We start from the raw sequence: 19,290 nt of genomic DNA, 5'->3' as shown, positions 1-19,290 counted from the left end.
CACTATCTTATATAGATATTAGTCACCTATTGATGTCTTTATCATCACCCAATTGGGTGAAAACTAAATAATATGGCTTTGATTTCGCAAGGTATTATTGTTAATTAATTAGTATTGATCTAAATCAAAGTTAATGAGTAAGTTATTAAAAAGAAAATTAAATAACTAATTGATATTAAAAAAATACATTTGATAGTATCCATACTAATTATTTCTGAAGCAATGTTGATTCGCTTATATCAGGTATTAGTGGTGAACTTATCAGCAAGGTGATTTTCAATAAAGAAAAATGGCGAATAGATAGTCTATTCGCCATTTTATTTATTGAGTGACCAACTAGATGTTTTGGATAGGAGAGCCCACTTGTTGACCTATCTTGTCTAACGCACCACTGAATCGAGTCAGAACAAGAGCGATCAAAACGATCACAGCACCTACCCAAGGGGTGTTCATTAATCCAGATTTCGCGACAATCAAACCACCGCCCCATGAGCCTAATGCGATACCGACGTTGAAGGCTGCAATGTTCAACCCAGAAGCGACATCGACTGCGTCTGGTGTGTATTTCTCAGCCAGTTTCACAACATACACTTGTAGCCCCGGAACGTTACCGAATGCGAATGCACCCCAAACCAAAATGGTAGCAACAGCTGCGTAAGGGTTTACTGCGGTAAAGTTGAATACTACCAGTACCGCGGCTAAACCAGAGAAGATAACGGTCAGTGCTTTAATCGGGCCCATCTTGTCGGCCATTTTTCCGCCCCAGATGTTACCTACCGCCACTGACACACCGTAAACCAACATGATGAGACTGATAGAGCTCGAATCAAATCCTGATACGTTTTCCAGTATCGGAGCAAGGAACGTAAACGCTGTGAATGTACCGCCATAACCTAGTGCTGTGATAGCGTAAACCAACAGCAAGCGTGGTTGAGTTAGAACCTTTAGTTGTGCCGAAATCTTCGCCGCTGGTGGTTGCTTAAGGTTGCTTGGAACCAAGATAGCGCTACCGATAAGAGCAATAAGACCAAGCAAGGCAACGATCAAGAAGGTTGCTTGCCAGCCAAAGGTTTGGCCGATGTAAGTGCCCAGTGGTACGCCTGTCACCAATGCAACCGTTAAGCCCGTAAACATGATCGCAATGGCACTGGCTGCTTTATCTTTTGAAACCAAACCTGTCGCGATGGTCGACCCAATCGAGAAGAACACACCATGGGCAAGGCCAGTCAAAATTCGTGCGGCGATCAGCGTGTTATAGCCTGGAGCTTGCCACGCCAATAAGTTACCAATGACAAACAATGCCATCACGGTCAGCAACACCGATTTACGATTCCATTTGCCGGTTAATGCCGTTAATACTGGTGCGCCAATAGCAACGCCAAGCGCGTATAAACTGACTAATAGGCCCGCCGATGGCAGAGATACATTCAAGTCGCTCGCCATGGTAGGAATCAAGCCTACGATGACAAATTCTGTGGTTCCGATGGCAAAGGCGCTGAGCGTCAATGCAAGTAATGCTAGTGGCATAATCATCTCTCTTACTGTTCTTTGTTAAATACCGAGCGCGATAAAATGGGGCAGCTTGTGACTGCAATAGGAGCGCTTCGTTTGATGGCGAGGATTATCTAGCAATATATATTTGTGATAAATGACCTAATTAACAAATAACCTTTGTTAAATTTGCAATAATTGAAGGAGTAACCGATCATTGGATTAAGCTGATGAGCACAAGCGAAATGACATTAAACAAAATGAAGATAGCGAAGGAGCCTTATGTTAACCCGTTCAGATGATTTAGAAATGGTACTCACCGTTGTCGATGCTAGTGGTTTTTCTGCGGCGGCAGAGGCGCTGGATGTGCAGGTCGCCAAGGTATCTCGTTCGGTGAGTAAGGTTGAGTCGCAACTCGGCGTCTCAATATTCAACCGAACAACGAGACGCGTGGAATTGACGGAGGAAGGGCGGCAGTTTGTCGATTCAGTCAGGGTGGGATTACAAATGATCCAGAGCGCGGAAGAAGAAATCGTGTCGCGCGGTGAGTTGCCAAAAGGTCGTTTAAGAGTCGATGCCGCCAGTCCATTCGTATTCCATCAGCTAGTGCCGTTGGTGCAGTCATTCAAAGAGGCTTACCCAGACATTGAGTTGGAACTCACTTCCAACGAAGGCTTCGTTGATCTTCTCGAAAAGAGAACCGATGTTGCGATTCGAATCGGTAAGTTGTCCGATTCAACATTGCACGCTCGCCCGTTAGGAAAAAGTTTACTCCATATTGTGGCGTCACCTGATTATCTCGCTAAGCGTGGGTTACCCACCAAACCTGAAGATTTGAGTTCACATCAAATTGTGGGTTTTGCAGGGAACAAAGTGCTTAACCATTGGCCTTTACCAAACCAAAGTTATGTAGCGCCTACTGTGACAGCCAGTAATGGTGAAACCGTGCGTCAACTAGTCTTAGCTGGAAATGGGATTGCTTGTTTATCGGGGTTTATGGTGCAGGAGGATATGGCAGCAGGGCGACTAATCCCTATTCTGGAACAAGACAAACTTACCAACACAGATCGAGAGCGAGTGAATGCGGTTTACTACAAGTCGTCATCGGTCTCTAAACGTATCTCGGCGTTTATCGATTTTATTCAGCCCCGTTTGAAGCTCTAACTAAGGCAGACTGACGATACCCGCTTAAATAAAAAAGCCCCGCTGACGCGCAGCGGGGCTTTCAAATCGAACTCGATAGCTTGTCAGTGTGCTTTCTAGTAACAGACTACTGAAACTGTACTTAAGCGATCTTAGTCATCTCGTTAAGTGTAAATGACGTAACACTACCTTCGGTTGCTGCCATGTATTCAGCAAGGTGAGTATTACCCATGTGTGTTTGCCAAAGTTCACGAGACGTCCAGTTTTCGTAGAAAGTGAAATGTGCTGGGTTTTCATTGTCTTGGTGAAGGTCGTAGTTGATGCAGCCTTCTTCAGCGCGAGTAATATCAATCAGCTTTAGCAGCTCTGCTTTAACCAATTCAATTTTGTCTTCGTTAGCGACGATGTTTGCGACGATAGTTAGTTGAGTCATGTTCGTACCTATATTATTTTTCACCGAAATGGTGATTTGTCTGTGTTTACAGCGCCACTCTTTGTTCATTGAGCTGCAGTCTGTGTCGATGGACAAATAATAGTAGGAATATTTGAAACGATAAACAGCGCTATATTTGAATTATTGTCAAAAATTAATTGATAATAATCTGGAGATTATGTGCTACTAGGCGTAGGTAAAGAGTATTTAAAAACCGCCAGCCCACGCATCAAAATCGTCAATGTTGTCGAGCTCTTCTTTAGTTCTTGGGGCTGGATAATAAGGCAGAGCCAATCTTTGAGCGGAAGGTTGCAGTTCCCAATCGGGTGTAATCTTGAGTCGGGTTAATTCATCGTTGAGGCGCACAAACATATAGTAGCCGTCGGCATGGGTATTGGCGTAACTCGCGATAGTTGCGATATCACCGGAAGGTAATTTTACGTCTCGACCCAGTGGATAGAGTTGGTGCAATGCGAAACTCACTTTGGGATCTTCAAGTTTGCCTTGCTTAAAGCGTTCTAATCCGATGGCGGTTGAAGTGGTGCGCGGCTTCCACCCTGTGAGGAACAATCCACTCAGGTTATCTTGGAATGGCTTGCCCTTTCTACTGCCTTCATTGGTAATGAATTGAACCGTCAGCGTGTCTCCAGATTCTTGCAGAATTTCTAAAAACTGTTCACCAGTGCGATCGACCAAAAGCTTCATAATATCCAGCTACCATCAAGAATGAGAGACGATAAAGGGTACTACTTTAGGTCGGCTTTTGATAGGAAAGGCGTTAGTGCAGAGAGATGAATAAGAAGGATTTGAAAGCCAGTGAGAGGGAGCTTTTGATGCGCAAAAATGAAAACGCCGATAGCTTTCATACTTTCGGCGTTTAAGGTGTATTAGCAATTGAGCCAGACTGATTGCTGCATTTTTAGTCGCGTTAGCTCAATTCGTCTTGTACGTATTGAAGGCAAAACGACTGAGCATGTTCATCTACAGATACTTGCTCGTTGCTTCTTAATTCTAGGTAGAGCTTTACCGCTTGGTTTAAAGCGGGAATCAACGCATCACGTTCTGGCATTGAAACGGTTTTAGCGAGTTCTTGTGCAAATTCTGGCAAGCGTGCTTCAATTTTTCTCACGCCAGAGGGCGTTAAACCCGCCTGCTTTAGTGCCAGTGGAGACAATACGTTTTGACGCAGGAATGATAAGAATTCAATGGTCTCAAAGTATTCGCCACGAGCAATTTTTGTTGCAGCGTAGTGAGTCCAGATCCAGAAACGGTCTTCAATCCATTGCGGGTTTGGCTGAGGGTAATCTGGTTCTGCTGTACAGAATACGTCGGTTAATAAGCTGTCTCGCTCCCACAACACGTGGTTGTTATCGACTCGTGCTGCTGCGTCTGGCAGAGAGACGAATTTGAAATCGACGTGCACTGGCTCAGGACCGAATATCGACACAATTAAACGTGGTTCACCTACGTGTTCGCCCGTGAAGGCGGCGACTTTACCACCGATCTGGTCAAGGATGCCGAATCGTTCTTGCATCACGCTGTTGTAGTCGGCTGGGTTTACCGCGATAACAAAATCTAAGTCGCTGTATTTATCCATAGAATCAGAACCAAAAGAACCACTTGCGGCAATACCACAGATTCGAGGGTCTTGAGACAGGACATCAATCACTTTGATAAGAAGTGCTTTGTGAGGTGCTGGAAGAGTACTTGGGAAGTTCATATTTTACCTATCTTAAAAAGTTAGAACTGCATTACAGTTAGTGCGGTAAAATCAACGCAGCATTATAGAATGTCAACGTCGGCTTATATTGTCAATAGAATATAAGCCGAATAAGTTTAGAGAACATTAGAAGCTATTATCTGACTGTGTAGCTAAGGCTTTCTAACGCTTACGTAAGTAATGAGTTTGCACTATCTCATCAAGGTACGTCGTGACGTCTTTCAATGTAAAATCGACGGGAGATACTAAGTCACCAAATAACGGAGACCCACCACCAAGTAAGACTGGAATGGTCGAGATGATCAGCTCATCAATCAGGTCTTCTTTCATGAAGTTTTGAATGGTGATGCCGCCATCAATATACAAGTTCTTTAGGCCTTTGTTATTCAAATCCGCGACAATCTTTTTAAGCTCGCCCTTCATCAGAAATACTTTACCTTCAAGGTCTTGAGGTACTTCACTTAAAGTGTTGCTCAGTACATAGACTGGCTTGCTGTAAGGCCAATCAATGCCAAAGCTCAACACCATGTCCATTGTATTACGTCCCATGACCAGTGCATCGATACGATCGGTATGAGCGTTGTAACCCATGTCGTCACCGTCTGGATTTGGAATCGCTTGCAGCCAATCTAAGCCACCTTGCTTGTCTGCAATGTAACCGTCAAGGCTGGTTGCGATGAATACAATATTTGACATTTTTAACTCCGATATCGATGAGAAACTTGGCATCTACACGGTAATAAATTAAAATATTCTACAGTGTAGAAATAAAGTTTAAGAGGTGACGGTATGACTGTCAAGGATCAGAAACGAGGTCGACCAAAGAGTGGGGCAAGCCAACTCTGCGCCGAGAGAATTCTCACTATTGCTAAAAGCATGATGCGAGAGAGAGGCAAAGTGCCAAGTGTTCGAGGGCTCGCGACGGAACTCGGGGTCGATGCGATGGCCATATACCATTACTTCAAAAACAAAAACGATCTGCTTGAGGCAATCACGGTTTCTTTGATTGAAGAAGTGGCACAGCCAGAGCTGAATCAAGACTGGCGAGATAACCTATATCGGCTCAGTGTGAGTTACTTGTCGATGCTCAACGAATATCGAGGCTTGTTAGAGACCTTATTGACCATGAAATCCCTCGGGCCGATGGAGGTATTTAGTGAACGTTTTACAGCGGTGTTGAGCCCGTTAGCGTTAACCAAAGAGCAAACCAAAAATGCGTTGGACTTGTTGGTGGATTATTTACACGGCTACGCTTTGGCGTTGAACTGTAACCCAGACCGAACAGAGCTCACTATTGAAATGGTCGAAAAGCCGCTGAGTTTATACTGTTTGGCGCTCACTCAACTTAAGTGATCTGTAGGCCAATTTAACGACCTCTAAATTTATACTGGATAATTACCTATAAATTTCAGGATTTAGCAGTAATAATCAATGAATAGATCGGAATAGCTTGTTCATTGAAAAGCTGTACGGAAAGTTTCTAAAGACGTCATAGTGAAAAGGAAGTCAGATACATGCCTGTGCTCCAACGCATCAGTTTAACGCTAATCTTAATCGCCGTTTTAGGTGGGTGTTCTTCACTTCCTGAAGGCATCGATCACCCGACAGAACCGCCAACCTCTCCTGCACCTAGCACTTTATCGGTTCTAACCAATGAATTTCAGCCTGAAGCTTTAGAGCAAGGCACCACTGCGGTTCGTCTGCAAGAGTCTGGTTGGGATGCCTTGGCACAGCGATTAGCGCTGGTCGAAAGTGCCGAGCACACCATCGACATTCAATACTACATCTGGAACTCTGACGAATCGGGCAGTTACTTAGCCAGTCGTTTGTTAGCCGCGGCCGAGCGCGGTGTGAAGGTTCGTGTAATGCTGGATGATATCAACCTCAACGAACGTGAAGGTTTGCTGTCGGCACTGGATGCGCACCCGAACGTCGAGATTCGTATCTTCAATCCAACACCAACACGCCGTGGCTTCAGTAAATGGCTGAGCTTTGTCGGTGACTTTTCTCGCTTAAATCGCCGTATGCACAATAAATCGTTTACCGTCGATGGCACTTTGTCTGTGGTGGGCGGCCGTAATATTGGTGATGAATACTTTGACCTTTCTGATGAAATCAATTTCCGAGACCGCGATGTATTAGTCATGGGCTCGGTAGTTAACACCATCCAAACCAGTTTTGTTGAATACTGGAACAGCCGTTGGTCTTACCCTGTCGATATGCTGGGGGATGACGAACAACCTGATCTCTCGAAGATAGATAATATTGTCGTGCCGCATTATCAAAATTACCCTGAATTACCATTAGACCGTGAGGCTGCTGATAGCTTACTGAAAGAGGTGATTGGTGAGATGACATGGGTGAATGCGCGCTTTGTTTACGATCAACCCGTTCCTGATGACTCCGATAATACTGATGAACCGAAAGCGACCGCGATTCTTCTAGGGAAACTGGCGAGCGAATCGAAACAAGAGATCTTGTTGGAATCGGCTTACCTTGTATTCGATGATGGTCAGCTTGAAGAGTGGCAGGTATTGAACAATAAGGGCGTTGAGATAAAAGCGCTAACGAACTCTATGGCCTCTAATGATCTGGTGACTAATCACTCCGCTTATGCGGGCAGACGTTACGACATGTTGGAGCATGGCATCGACCTGTTTGAGCTAAAACCAGAATCTAAGCTGTGTGAAGCATCGACTCAAGACGTGTCTAAATGTGCACCTGAGACGGCCTATGGCTTGCACGCTAAATCAGTCGTATTCGACCGCAGCATCGCGAGCATCGGCTCATTTAACTTCAACTTGCGCTCTACCTATCTCAATACTGAATCGGTTTTGATCATCGAGAACAAAGAGATTGCTGAAACGTTAGCTGACACCATTGAGCAAGCGATGAGTGAAGATAATAGCTGGCGCTTGGAACTGGAAGACGGTGATGTGTATTGGTATTCAGGCGATCAACGTTGGGACAGCGAACCTGACACTGGTCAATGGGAACGAATGCAATCAGGTTTCCTACAGTTGTTACCGATTGAGAAATATCTGTAAGCTAGCCGCCTCGGATAAATAAAAATGTCAGCGTATTGTACGCTGACATTTTTGTTTGTACTGCTGTTTGCTGCTAGCTCTAATCGCTTAACGGCTTAACGGCTTAACGGCTTAACGCTTGGTCAGCTGCTTGCTGTTCAAGTAAGGCAGGATATGTGGGCGAGATTCGCCAGACAGCTTTTGAGTGATCTGTTGTGACCAACTGCTCTGCTTTTGGTTGCTTGAACGGCTTGCGTAGTAGCTCTGCATTGAATCATCGTAGCTGGCAATTTCATCTAGGCTCAGCGGTTGGTATTGGTTTTCGTGCATCACCACATGAGCAGGGAGGCGAGGCTTAACCTCTGGTTGTTGTGCCGGGTGACCTAAGCACATTCCGAACAACACGGCGGTGTGCTGTGGCAGTTCTAACAGTTCATCGACTTGTTGTGCGCTGTTACGCAGCCCACCAATATACACGCCACCCAAACCTAGAGACTCAGCAGCCAGCATGCAGTTTTGCGCCATGATGCCAGAATCGACAGCGCCAATCAGGGTCAGTTCAGTAAAGTCGGTTTTCACTTCAGGGTTAATTTGAGCGTGGCGTTGATAGTCGATACAGAACACCAAAAACTCAGCCGCATTCTCAACGTAAGCTTGGTTGCCTGCGTATTCAGCTAACAGTTTGCGCTTCTCTTTGTCTGTCACTCTCACGATAGAAACAGCCTGCAGTAAGCTCGATGACGAAGCCGCGAGACCAGCTTGAATAATCACATCAAGTTGTGCTTTTTCAATCGGTTGATTTGTATATTGACGAATGGAGCGGTGCCCCAGAATAGTTTCAATCGTGCTGTTCATAACTCTCAGACAGTCCTTGTGATGATGACGTAGAGAATCACAATAACGACAATTACCATGAGCGTAAAGGGTGTTCGAGCCTTTCTGGTTGGCAGAATGATATTCATGAATTTAAAAGGATTGCTGTCACAGCCAATCCTTTTTTGTACGGTTTCTTGCTAGAAGCTAGAAGCTAGAAGCTAGAAGCTAGAAGCTAGAAGCTAGAAGCTAGAAGCTAGAAGCGAATAACGCTCAAGAGTTCGCTTTAATGGCGAAGAGACAAAGTGATGAAGTGAACTCTGTTGGTCGAATAGCTGCCAGAAGGCTGAAATAGTCCTGAGTCAGCATTAATTTCACCATGGCCTAAATCTTGGTATTGGTAGCTCAATCCTAGATGTAAGTCGTTGGATATCTTCTTCTCAGCGCCGAATCCGATACGCCACTGTTTATCGAGCGGGAGTAACACATCTCTGTTTTGACTGCTTACAGGGCTCGTGTCACCGCTCACTCCGCTGTACAGCAACCAATCCTCGTATGCGTATTCCACACCAACCCCAAGAGAATAGGTGGTTGAGTATTTGTCATCATAATCTTGCCAAGTCTCCATGTTGGAGCTGAGTAGAAGGTTTAAGTCTTCATTTAATGAATGCTTCAACCCTAAGTTTAAGCTTCGAACCCATGTTAGTTCAGAGCTAATGCCAAAAGCGTTGGCGTTATCAAGGGAAAGGTCGTGATCAAATTGGCCCTGATAACTGACACCCAATTGTGTGTTGTCACTGATGTGGTGATTGAGACTCAGGCCGAATCCTAGGTCGAGGCTATCTCCTTGGAGTTCTCGACCGTTCAAAGCTTGAGTTTCAAGAGCTGCGTGCTGCAATATCAAAGAACCACCAAGAGACAGTTGTTCACTAACTTGATACGACAATGACGACGTTAAGTTGAGTGCCGAAATGCTATTTTCTTTGATCAATAAAGCAGGGTGCGCGCCAACGCCGTGTGAGTATTCAACGCCAGTGCCGCCAGCTGCGTGCAATGCTGCGCCAACGACCCATTGATCATTGAGCCTTGATGCGTAAGACAAATGAGGGAGAACATCGGCGCTGCTTCCTGTGGTCGAAGCCGAGTTATCGTCACGGACAAAAGTGGTTTCAACATCGAGGTATTGAACGCCGAGAATCCAAGCGCTTTCTTCAATAGCCGATAACCCCGCAGCATTGGTGATCACGGCGGATGCATCGTTCGCGGTTACGTTTCCTGCGCCGGCTGTGCCAACGCTTTTGGTTGTCGCAATCTGAGATAGGTTTAATCCACCCGCGTGCGCGAGAGAGCTGACTATCCCTGTTACTAACAGAGACAGTGTGATGAAAGGTGTTTTCAAGAATAGAACCTCATTTTCAGTGTATGAGCTATGTTTCTAGCAGTTTGAGTCATGTATTTAGGGATAGAACGAATTGCCACGAGCGAACATTAAGAACGCCGTGGCAATCGACTTGACCTACTTAATTGACCAAGTTGGGGCTAGAGCTTTTCAACTTGTGGCAGTGGATATTCATTGTCGAGAACGGCTTGAGTTGGCTCATACAGGCGCATGTGAAGATAGAAGTCATCTTGAGGCGCGGGTAGCCAGTTACACGTTGGATCGGACGGTTTTACGTATTGAATGCATATTGGCAAGGTGCCGTCTTCTGCGTATTTCAGCTCATCTTTACGATTGGTTGAAATGGAGTAGCGTTGAATGAAGTTCTCAACCATGAACAGGTTTTTAGCGTCGTACATGGTCAAAGACCAAAAGGCGTCAGCGGGTGCATCGGCAGGCATGGTCATTCGATATTGATTGTCTCCCGACAGCTGCTCGCCATTCGAGTCCGTGTATCGATTTGGGTAGAGTGCTCGCTCTGGCACATTCAAACCAGCCGCACGCATATTGATGCTCGCTCGGCTCAGGTAATCATTCCCGTAACGGCCTCCCTCGTACATCATCGACCAGCCATTATTGACATCGCCGATGCTTCGACCAGCGTATTGAATGATCTGCTGTGAAGACTCAATCGCGCGCATTAGCCCTTTTTTCTGTGCTGAGGTTAGCGCTTCAGGGTTAAAGGGGGTCGATCCTCCAATACCAATTTGCTGGAATTGATCAACGATGGCAGCATCTTCTGGAATCGGGTTTTTACGTAGCTCGCGGTCAATCAATAAATACCACTCTAACCCTTCAGGCCTCGCCATGGGTGGGATGCGACCTGTCGAAGCTTTAAGTTCTACGATGTCATGCTCTGCGCCAAGCTGATCAAGTGGGTAGCTGAGGAATTTATCGTGAGTAACCAATGCGTCATTGAGATCTTGCTCGCCAAATACGCCCGTTCGTTGAATTAACCAAACCATAGGAGTGCGAGACTCTACGACACGATCAATCCCCTCTGGCACTTCGCCAGCCCATCCTTTGTTGACCAAAAGCACTTTTGAACCTTGGTCGCCGACATTCTTCACGTGCAGATCTTCAATCGAATCTGAGTAAGCATCCAATAACTGAACAATGTAGTAACGGTTATCGGTGCGAGGAATATCAATCACCATTGGACCTGATAAATCTAGATCGTAGTGAGCTTGTGAGTAGAGCGTATCGTTGTTCACGGTAGGTACAATTCTATCCTGAGGTCCGGATAGAACGCGTGTTTTACCCATTTCATTCAATGGTGCCATGGCGTTGTCCATTGGCGCGTCAACAGATGTGGTCGTTTGCCTAACCGCTGCCACGGTTAATGGGCCTGTACCATAGATAAATGCTTGAACACCGAGATTGTAAGCGAGCTCTTCTTCAGGATTAATAGATTGTTGGGCAAGGGATGGCATCGCGATAATACTGGACAAAGAACACACTAAACTGGTCAGTACACTTTTCTTATAGAGTAGCTTTCTCATGGAACACCTTAGATCGTAGGAACAGAATTCGGCATTTATCATATGAGCAAGTGAGATTAAGGAGTGTAATAGCCGATATTAAGGATGTTAATAGTCTCTTTTTAGCCTTCAAGTGCTTGTTTTAATTAACATTGATTTAGTGTGGCGAAGCGACTCTACGACGTGTGCGGGTAGGGTGCTTTAGGCGCTATTGTTTGATTGATTTTCGGTTGATATGTTGGCAAAAAAGTACGGGAATCGATATGAACACATCTACTTATCCTTTTAGCTTATTCATTAAAGCAGAAGGAGCTCAGTGCAATCTGGATTGTAGCTACTGCTATTATCTCAATAGACAAGATGTCGATAAGAGGTCTTCAATGTCTTTGGACATGATGGAGCAAATTGTCGGTGCTCATATCGACGCGCAGCCAATGAAAGATCAGCAAGTGGACTTTATCTGGCATGGTGGCGAGCCTATGTTAAGAGGGCTCGATTTCTATGAAGCTGCGATGAAAACGCAGGCAAGCAAAGCGACAACCAAGCTCGTCGTGAATACGATGCAGACCAATGGAACCATGATTAACGATCGTTGGGCGAGTTTTTTTGCTAAACACAATTTCATGATGGGCATCAGTATCGATGGGCCCAATATTCTGAATGACATCGCTCGGATCGACAAAAATGGCGAGTCGTCTTTTGAGCGCACAATGCGTGGGATGTCTTATCTAAAGAAGCACAATGTTGATTTTAATACGTTAACGGTCGTGAACAATAAAACCTACAAACACGGTAAAACGATCTATCAATTTTTGGTTGAAAATGGCAGTGGTTACATGCAGTTTCAGCCTTGTATCGATCATGAGTTGGACAGGCGAACAGGGCACGACTGGTCGTTAACGGGGGAGCAATGGGGGCAATTTCTTTGTGACTTGTTTGATGCATGGAGCGCCAATGATGTCGGTAAAGTGTATATCCAGTTTTTTGAAAACTGTTTAATGGTGTTGATGGGTTACCAAAGCCAAATGTGCCATCACAGCGCGACTTGTGGACAGCAATTAATGGTTGAGCATGACGGCAATGTTTACAGTTGTGACCATTATGGGTATCAAGATCATCAACTGGGCACCATGAACAGTGATAAGCTTGCAGCCATGGCGAGCTCACCAGAACAAATCGCGTTTGGCACCAACAAATATGAAGAGCTAAACAACACTTGTCGACGTTGTGATTTTGTTGAACTCTGCCAAGGTGGTTGTCCTAAAAACAGAATAGCAACAACCGAAGATGGCAGTCCGATGAATCATTTGTGCCAAGGGTATGAGATGTTTTTTCGTCACGCATTACCCAAATTACTGCCTATGGTAGAAGCGATGAAAAAAGGGTATTCGCCAGCGTACTTTCCACTTTTCTAAATCATTTGGAGTAGGGCATGACCAAAGACTTAAACTTACTGCGGCTCATTTTGGTGCTTAATGAAACTCGTCAAACGGTGAGTGCAGCCAAAGCTTTGAACGTAAGTCAGCCGACGATCAGTGTCATGCTTCGTAAGCTCAGAGAACAATTTGATGATGAGCTGTTTGTTCGAGATAAAGCAAGGCTTGAACCCACTCCAAAATGCTTGAAGCTTATAGAAACCTTGCCCCTGCTATTAGAACAGCTAGATAACCTTTACATACCCAATGATGAGTGGGGGTTGGAAGATTTAAGAGGGGAGGTTCAAATCATGTTGCCTTCCCCGCTGTTGACCCCAGTGGGTGTGCCACTAATCAAAAAGCTGACCAAAGAAGCGCCGCAAGTGACGTTCCAATGCTCACCTTGGTTAGATAACGGTGTGCAGTCCCTAGAGACCAACCGAATGTGTTGGGGAGTGAGCTATCTTCCTATGGACGTCAATAAAACCCTGACTGAACGCCCAGTTGGCTTTGATAAGTTCATGTTGGTGCTAAGAGCTGACCACCCAATTCAAGGCAACTCCCTTGAGGAAATTCTGAAATACCCACTCTGTATCAATATGATCCCTGGTTACATTCAGCCGTCCAAGACGGAAATGTTGATCAAAAAATACGACTTAGATAAACACATCGGGCTCAGAAGTAACAATATGAATTTGATGCTAGAAGTCGTTAAAGACAGCGACTTCATCTATGTGACATCGTCGAAATGCCGCTATTTGCTTGATCACTCTTATCGTTGTATCGATTTACCGCCGGAACTGTTGAAAGACACCTATCGTCGAGAGTTGGCACTGTTTACTCATCAAGCTAACCGCAATAACCCGTTCACGGATTGGCTGCAAAAAGAAATTACGTCGATTATTCAATCCTAGTATCACGCTACTATTCCCTTTAAATAACTCCCCTTTCTAACAGCCACTATTAAGAATCGTAATAGTGGCTATCAAGCCATTTTTGGCGTCTTTCTTATACCATTTACCTCAACAATGGTTCGCTGAGACATGCACAATTTTCGTTGTGACTTCAGCGATTTACTCATAGTGAATGAGGGTTATAAATGTATAAGTCTTTTGTTAAATCCGCTCTGGCGCTCTCGGTACTGGCGAGCGTCAACGTACATGCAGCGAGCCAACCCAATGTGGTTGCCATCATGCTCGATGATGTGAGCCCAACAGATCTGTCAGCCTACCACCGCGGTTTAGGCGCGGTGGATACGCCGAACATTGATCGAATTGCCGAACGCGGCATGATGGTCAGCGATTACTACGCACAAGGCAGCTCTACTGCGGGGCGATCTGCCTTTATCACGGGTCAATATCCTTTCCGAACAGGCTTAACGTCTGTCGGTCAGCCGGGCTCTTCACTTGGCCTTCAAAAAGAAGATCCAACCCTAGCCGAAATGTTGAAAGACAAAGGCTATGCGACCGTGCATGTCGGTAAAAGTCACTTAGGCGATAACAATAGTCACCTGCCAACGGTGCACGGCTTTGATGAATTCTTCGGTTTCCTTTACCACCTTAATGTTATGGAGATGCCTGAACAGCCGGAATTCCCAACAGATCCTAACTTCAGAGGTCGCCCTCGTAATGTTCTTCACACTGTCGCTACCGAGAGTGTGGACATGCAAGAAGACCCAAGATTTGGTGTGGTTGGAAAGCAAACGATTGAAGATAAAGGTCCTTTAGGCGCTAAACGCATGCAAACCGTTGATGGCGAATTTTTGGAGTTTGCTACGAATTGGCTTGATAGACATGAAGCAGAGAAAGACGAACAGCCTTACTTCATGTGGTACAACCCGACTCGTATGCACCAAAAAACGCACGTGCGCCCGGAGTACCAAGGTGCGAGCCAAATCAACACTTACTACGATGGCTTGATCGAACTGGATGACCAGATCGGTGTGTTGCTCGATAAGCTTGAAGACTTGGGCGAAATCGACAACACCATCATTCTCTTCACATCTGACAATGGCGTAAACCTAGATCACTGGCCTGATTCAGGCTCTGCCTCATTCAGAGGACAAAAAGGCACGACATGGGATGGCGGTTTCCGTGTGCCTATGCTGGTCAGCTGGCCAGATAAAATCCCTCAAGGTGAATACACCGATGGCTTCATGACTTCTGAAGACTGGGTGCCAACCATTATGGCTGCAGTGGGTGAAGGCGACATTAAGCAAGAGCTGCTTGATGGAAAAGAGTTAAACGGCGAGCGTTACCAAGTTCACTTGGATGGTTATAACCAGCTGGATATGTTGACCAAAGGCGAGCCGAGTCAACGTCATGAGTTCTTCTTCTACAACGAGCAAGATTTGAATGCGTTCCGAGTGGATGATTGGAAAGTGCACCTAAAAACCAAAACGGAGTGGATTGCGCCTCCTGAAGAGTGGCCACTAGGAATGCTCATCAACATCAAGGCTGATCCTTACGAGCGTAGCCCTGATACTCGTGGTTGGTTCTTATGGATGAAAGAGAAGTCTTGGGTATTACCAAAGCTGCAAAAATCAGCGGCGGAATATCAGAAGTCACTCAAAGCGTTTCCACCAAGACAGAAAGCCGGTGGTATTGGTATGGCAGACAAATCAGTGGTTGCTGACTAACGCCAAATACGACTAATACAAGGTGTGCTGTAACAAGCGCACCTTACTATCGGACAATAATATGAAGAAACCGTTACGTCTGCTCACGGGCACCTTTTCCACTTTTACACTCTCTATCTTTGCGCTTATCCCCTTTGCATTTTGTGTTTCCGCTCAAGAAGAACCTGCCAGTGACATGGCTGATCCAATGGCCGTTTATACGGGAGGTGAACTAATTGCGGGCAATAAAGGGCTTGGCGCTACCTTCCAATTTGGCGTGAATCGTGGCGATTGGGGTGTGTTGGGTAAGCTGGAAGGCAAAGACAACTTTGAAAACTATCGAGCACGATTCTTCACACCCAATAAGAAAACGGGCACCGGCTTGTTTGTTGATGCTGGACACGACTTCTCCAACGACGATCTAACATCGAACTACGCCTCTATTGGTGTGATGCAAGCATTCGAGTTAAGCGACAAATTTAAACTCTATAGCGCCATAACGTACGGACAAATGTGGGAGGAGAGTAATAAGTTTGAGGACACGCAAATCATCAGCAGTATCAACTATCTAAAGTACGATTTTGCTGACCAATTTTATCTTCTACTCGCCCCCCAATACACCTACGGATTGGATGGTGAGAACACTCGAGATTTCTCTGCTGAAATGCAGCTGGGCTACAAGGTAGATAGTGACAACATCATCATTTTTAGTGGTGATACTGACAACAACACTTGGATCACCTTCCGTACTCGTTTTTAGTTAGGACATTAAATGATGAAAAAAAACATACTTGCGGCAGCACTGGCTTGTGCTTTCATGGCTGCACTTCCGTCTCCGGTACTTGCGAGCCAATCCGTGGACGCGACCAGCGCAGCTGTGGCAACAAAAACAGCAATTGGGATAAAAACGGAAACTCTACCCGTTGAGATGGCGAGTTTAGCGTCGCTCAAAAAGGATAATCAGTTATTGGCACAACTTGCCTACGAGTACGCGTACTCGATAGATGAAGCCTACAAATACTTTTACAAAACCGTCGTTGAGCAAGACTACCCTTTGAATCGATTCCAAAATATTCGAATACTTGCTGACGACACTTACACTGCGCATCCGACGATTAACAATGACACGTTACACTTGATGGGTTGGATGGACCTAGCGGCAGAGCCGGTCATCATTACGATTCCAGACCATGATGACAATCGATACTGGTTGTTCCATACCATGAATATGCAGCACTTTACTGACTCGGCTTTTGGTTCTCCACAGCGAGGCACAAAAGGCGGCAGTTTCATGTATGCAGTTGAAGGGTGGAAAGGTGAAGTGCCTGCGAGTGTCGACCAAGTGATCTATGTCGAGCATCCGCTGGTCAAGATGATGGGTCGAATCATGGACCTTGGCGGTGACGATTCTGCAACTGCTCAAAAGTTAATGGATCAATGGAATATTAGGACGTTGTCGGAATATTTAGGTCAGAAAGGGCCAGATCCCGTCGTACGCGAGTATCCAGATCCTGAAGACTCTAATTGGGTCGAGCGAACCAATTTCATTCTGTCTGAAGGAACTATGAAGGCACATGACCAAAAGCTGCTTGAACTGTTTGAGTACATTGGCTTAGGAGATGTTGAATTAGGCAAAGCCAATCATCCATTTACGGCAGAGCAGCTTAGTATGATCGAGTCTGGTCAAAAAGACGGACTGGAACGAATCATTAATGCGGGCTTTGATGATTCACGTGACGTGTTAGGCACTCGCGATGAAATGACCAAGGTTCCAAGCTTTCAGCACGCCTACGGCACCTTAATGGGCCAATGGGGGCTGCCTGCAAAACACACTATGTACAGCGGTGACTTCTTTGATAGTGAAGGTGGTGCGCTCGACGGTAGTAAGTATGATTACACGGTGACCTTCGATGCGCCGCCGCTAGAAGAGGGTGGTTTTTGGTCATACACGGCCTACAGTGGTGAAACTCGATTGATGGAAAAAAACGACTTAAACCGTCATTCCCGTGGAGACAGAACGCTAACGCCTAATGCTGATGGCAGCTACACCATTTACATGAGTAGCGATGTAAAAGGGCATGAAGATGATCCTAACTTCTTACCTATCCCCGATCATCAATGGTATTCAGTGTTACGTATGTACACGCCCGGTGAAGAGGTGAGAACAGATAAATGGAAATCGACACCATTTACCAAGGTCAAAAAATCCACGGTAAAGTGATGATTTAAGTCACCTGTTTAAGGTTTCGTTTATAATCGATTAATGCCAGTTGCTATGCCGCTGGCATTTTTTATTGAGCGAAACTTGCTTCGAAATAGGCGTTAAATGCTCAGAACTGTCGGATAAAATAGGGCATACTGGACGCAATATATAAACCAAAGAAAGTAACCACGCGCATGAATCCAATTTGCCTCAACGACCCTTTTTCTCTTCCTAATGGCCAAGTGATCAAAAATCGCCTGTTCAAATCGGCAATGAGTGAACAGCTAGGTGATAAACACCATAACCCTAAGCGAGGTTTAGTCACGCTCTATCAGCGTTGGGCTCAAGGAGGAATTGGTCTATCCATAACGGGTAACGTGATGGTCGATAGAGGCGCGCTTGGTGAACCTAAAAACGTTGTGTTAGATGAGCACAGTGACTTAACCGTATTTCGTGAGTGGGCGAGTGCCGGAACACAGAATGGTTCGCAGATATGGATGCAACTGAATCACCCAGGTAAGCAAATTCCTAAATTCTTGTGTGATAGCCCGGTTGCCCCTTCAGTTATCTCTTTAGAGCGCGGATTAGAAAAAGGATTTAATACGCCACGAGCTCTGACTGAGACGGAAATAATCGCAATCATTGATAAATTCGCGCTGAGTGCAAAGCTTTCAAAACAAGCGGGTTTTACCGGTGTGCAGATCCACGGTGCTCATGGTTATCTCGTGAGTCAGTTTTTGTCTTCAAGACACAATCAACGCCAAGACAAATGGGGTGGCTCACTCGAAAACAGACTTCGTTTTGTGCTTGAGGTTTATCGTGCGATTCGAAAAGAGGTCGGTGACGATTTCCCTGTCGGGATTAAGCTCAACAGCGCCGACTTCATGAAAGGTGGCTTCACTGAAGAAGAGTCGATGCAGGTTGTACAAACATTGAGTGATAACGGTATCGACCTGATTGAGATCTCCGGCGGCACCTATGAAAGCCCATCCATGATGGGGTCGAAGAGCAAAGCTGAACCAATCAAGGCCAGCACGGTAAAGCGTGAAGCGTATTTTATGGATTACATGGTGAAGGCGAGAAAACTCGTCAGCACTCCGCTGGTGGTCACGGGTGGTTTTCGAACCGCGCAAGCTATGAATGAAGCATTAAACACCTCGGCGACCGATTTTATTGGTATTGCGCGCACAATGGCGGTTGATCCTGATTTTCCTAACAAGTTAATTGAAGACCCTAGCCACGGCATGCCACTAACGGTGCCAACCACAGGAAAACCCGCTTTAGACAAGGTAGCGATGATCGGGCTGGTTTGGTATGAACATCAGATGTGGCGCATCGCCTCTGGCAAGAATGCCGACCCTAAACTAAGCGCATTAGGTGTGGTGGTAAAAACAATTCTCAGCGCTGGCTGGTACGCCTTCAAAAAGCGCAGAGCGTAAACAGTAATGAACTTTAAAGCAGAACTTTGAGGAATTGAAGTTCTGCTTTTTTGTTTGGTCAGCGAGTTTAG

17 protein-coding genes are annotated in these 19,290 nt (G+C 45.6%); 9 read left to right on the top strand and 8 right to left on the bottom strand.

Features of this window, described 5'->3' with window-relative positions:
- Positions 1–336: 336 nt before the first annotated feature.
- Positions 337–1,527: an MFS transporter gene (locus tag MSG34_RS02715; protein ID WP_248336209.1), complete on the bottom strand. Its 1,191-nt coding sequence runs from the start codon at positions 1,525–1,527 to the stop codon at positions 337–339.
- Positions 1,528–1,773: 246 nt separating this feature from the next.
- Between MSG34_RS02715 and MSG34_RS02710 the strand changes: the two genes are divergently transcribed.
- Positions 1,774–2,655 (top strand): LysR family transcriptional regulator, encoded by an 882-nt coding sequence (locus MSG34_RS02710; RefSeq protein ID WP_248336208.1) that lies wholly within the window; start codon positions 1,774–1,776, stop codon positions 2,653–2,655.
- Between the two features lie 121 nt (positions 2,656–2,776).
- Here MSG34_RS02710 and MSG34_RS02705 read toward each other — a convergent pair whose 3' ends face one another.
- From MSG34_RS02705 to MSG34_RS02690, 4 genes are all read right to left on the bottom strand, one after another.
- Positions 2,777–3,067 (bottom strand): putative quinol monooxygenase, encoded by a 291-nt coding sequence (locus MSG34_RS02705; protein ID WP_017062386.1) that lies wholly within the window; start codon positions 3,065–3,067, stop codon positions 2,777–2,779.
- 207 nt (positions 3,068–3,274) lie between these two features.
- Complete coding sequence (locus MSG34_RS02700; RefSeq protein ID WP_102483343.1) at positions 3,275–3,772, bottom strand: hypothetical protein; 498 nt, start codon at positions 3,770–3,772, stop codon at positions 3,275–3,277.
- A gap of 223 nt (positions 3,773–3,995) precedes the next feature.
- On the bottom strand, positions 3,996–4,787 hold the full coding sequence (locus MSG34_RS02695) for an oxalate:formate antiporter (protein WP_012600111.1): 792 nt from the start codon (positions 4,785–4,787) through the stop codon (positions 3,996–3,998).
- Between the two features lie 162 nt (positions 4,788–4,949).
- The gene (locus MSG34_RS02690; RefSeq protein ID WP_162926785.1) at positions 4,950–5,483 is read right to left on the bottom strand and encodes a dihydrofolate reductase family protein; all 534 of its coding nucleotides are present in this window, start codon (positions 5,481–5,483) and stop codon (positions 4,950–4,952) included.
- Between the two features lie 93 nt (positions 5,484–5,576).
- On the opposite strand from MSG34_RS02690, the gene MSG34_RS02685 reads away from it, so the two are divergent.
- A complete protein-coding gene (locus MSG34_RS02685) occupies positions 5,577–6,140 on the top strand; it encodes a TetR/AcrR family transcriptional regulator (protein ID WP_059017675.1) in 564 nt (187 codons plus the stop codon).
- A gap of 161 nt (positions 6,141–6,301) precedes the next feature.
- Entirely contained in the window at positions 6,302–7,834 is a 1,533-nt protein-coding gene (locus tag MSG34_RS02680; RefSeq protein ID WP_248336207.1) for a phospholipase D family protein, read from the top strand.
- 111 nt (positions 7,835–7,945) lie between these two features.
- Here MSG34_RS02680 and nfsA read toward each other — a convergent pair whose 3' ends face one another.
- From nfsA to MSG34_RS02665, 3 genes are all read right to left on the bottom strand, one after another.
- On the bottom strand, positions 7,946–8,668 hold the full coding sequence (nfsA, locus tag MSG34_RS02675) for an oxygen-insensitive NADPH nitroreductase (protein ID WP_012600115.1): 723 nt from the start codon (positions 8,666–8,668) through the stop codon (positions 7,946–7,948).
- Positions 8,669–8,912: 244 nt separating this feature from the next.
- A complete protein-coding gene (locus tag MSG34_RS02670; protein ID WP_248336206.1) occupies positions 8,913–10,025 on the bottom strand; it encodes an outer membrane protein transport protein in 1,113 nt (370 codons plus the stop codon).
- A 140-nt stretch (positions 10,026–10,165) separates the two neighbouring features.
- Positions 10,166–11,566: a DUF1254 domain-containing protein gene (locus tag MSG34_RS02665; RefSeq protein ID WP_248336205.1), complete on the bottom strand. Its 1,401-nt coding sequence runs from the start codon at positions 11,564–11,566 to the stop codon at positions 10,166–10,168.
- Between the two features lie 242 nt (positions 11,567–11,808).
- On the opposite strand from MSG34_RS02665, the gene MSG34_RS02660 reads away from it, so the two are divergent.
- The 6 genes from MSG34_RS02660 to MSG34_RS02635 all read left to right on the top strand — a co-directional run bounded on the left by MSG34_RS02660 (position 11,809) and on the right by MSG34_RS02635 (position 19,219).
- Positions 11,809–12,960, top strand: a complete 1,152-nt coding sequence (locus MSG34_RS02660; RefSeq protein ID WP_248336204.1) for an anaerobic sulfatase maturase — start codon at positions 11,809–11,811, stop codon at positions 12,958–12,960.
- Positions 12,961–12,977: 17 nt separating this feature from the next.
- A complete protein-coding gene (locus tag MSG34_RS02655) occupies positions 12,978–13,874 on the top strand; it encodes a LysR family transcriptional regulator (protein WP_248336203.1) in 897 nt (298 codons plus the stop codon).
- 185 nt (positions 13,875–14,059) lie between these two features.
- A complete protein-coding gene (locus MSG34_RS02650) occupies positions 14,060–15,598 on the top strand; it encodes a sulfatase-like hydrolase/transferase (RefSeq protein ID WP_048669076.1) in 1,539 nt (512 codons plus the stop codon).
- Positions 15,599–15,659: 61 nt separating this feature from the next.
- A complete protein-coding gene (locus tag MSG34_RS02645; protein ID WP_248336202.1) occupies positions 15,660–16,337 on the top strand; it encodes a hypothetical protein in 678 nt (225 codons plus the stop codon).
- 12 nt (positions 16,338–16,349) lie between these two features.
- The gene (locus MSG34_RS02640) at positions 16,350–17,798 is read left to right on the top strand and encodes a DUF1254 domain-containing protein (RefSeq protein WP_248336201.1); all 1,449 of its coding nucleotides are present in this window, start codon (positions 16,350–16,352) and stop codon (positions 17,796–17,798) included.
- Positions 17,799–17,974: 176 nt separating this feature from the next.
- The gene (locus MSG34_RS02635) at positions 17,975–19,219 is read left to right on the top strand and encodes an NADH:flavin oxidoreductase/NADH oxidase family protein (protein ID WP_248336200.1); all 1,245 of its coding nucleotides are present in this window, start codon (positions 17,975–17,977) and stop codon (positions 19,217–19,219) included.
- Positions 19,220–19,290: the final 71 nt, after the last annotated feature.

It is taken from the genome of Vibrio sp. 1CM2L (genome assembly GCF_023161695.1).
Lineage (GTDB): Bacteria > Pseudomonadota > Gammaproteobacteria > Enterobacterales > Vibrionaceae > Vibrio > Vibrio coralliirubri.
This window is presented reverse-complemented; position numbering and strand designations above follow the sequence as displayed.

Coding starts and splice junctions, on each gene's coding strand:
- MSG34_RS02715 (WP_248336209.1), bottom strand. CDS start 1,527: ATGCCACTAGCATTACTTGCATTGACGCTCAGCGCCTTTGCCATCGGA.
- MSG34_RS02710 (WP_248336208.1), top strand. CDS start 1,774: ATGTTAACCCGTTCAGATGATTTAGAAATGGTACTCACCGTTGTCGAT.
- MSG34_RS02705 (WP_017062386.1), bottom strand. CDS start 3,067: ATGACTCAACTAACTATCGTCGCAAACATCGTCGCTAACGAAGACAAA.
- MSG34_RS02700 (WP_102483343.1), bottom strand. CDS start 3,772: ATGAAGCTTTTGGTCGATCGCACTGGTGAACAGTTTTTAGAAATTCTG.
- MSG34_RS02695 (WP_012600111.1), bottom strand. CDS start 4,787: ATGAACTTCCCAAGTACTCTTCCAGCACCTCACAAAGCACTTCTTATC.
- MSG34_RS02690 (WP_162926785.1), bottom strand. CDS start 5,483: ATGTCAAATATTGTATTCATCGCAACCAGCCTTGACGGTTACATTGCA.
- MSG34_RS02685 (WP_059017675.1), top strand. CDS start 5,577: ATGACTGTCAAGGATCAGAAACGAGGTCGACCAAAGAGTGGGGCAAGC.
- MSG34_RS02680 (WP_248336207.1), top strand. CDS start 6,302: ATGCCTGTGCTCCAACGCATCAGTTTAACGCTAATCTTAATCGCCGTT.
- nfsA (WP_012600115.1), bottom strand. CDS start 8,668: ATGAACAGCACGATTGAAACTATTCTGGGGCACCGCTCCATTCGTCAA.
- MSG34_RS02665 (WP_248336205.1), bottom strand. CDS start 11,566: ATGAGAAAGCTACTCTATAAGAAAAGTGTACTGACCAGTTTAGTGTGT.
- MSG34_RS02660 (WP_248336204.1), top strand. CDS start 11,809: ATGAACACATCTACTTATCCTTTTAGCTTATTCATTAAAGCAGAAGGA.
- MSG34_RS02655 (WP_248336203.1), top strand. CDS start 12,978: ATGACCAAAGACTTAAACTTACTGCGGCTCATTTTGGTGCTTAATGAA.
- MSG34_RS02650 (WP_048669076.1), top strand. CDS start 14,060: ATGTATAAGTCTTTTGTTAAATCCGCTCTGGCGCTCTCGGTACTGGCG.
- MSG34_RS02645 (WP_248336202.1), top strand. CDS start 15,660: ATGAAGAAACCGTTACGTCTGCTCACGGGCACCTTTTCCACTTTTACA.
- MSG34_RS02640 (WP_248336201.1), top strand. CDS start 16,350: ATGATGAAAAAAAACATACTTGCGGCAGCACTGGCTTGTGCTTTCATG.
- MSG34_RS02635 (WP_248336200.1), top strand. CDS start 17,975: ATGAATCCAATTTGCCTCAACGACCCTTTTTCTCTTCCTAATGGCCAA.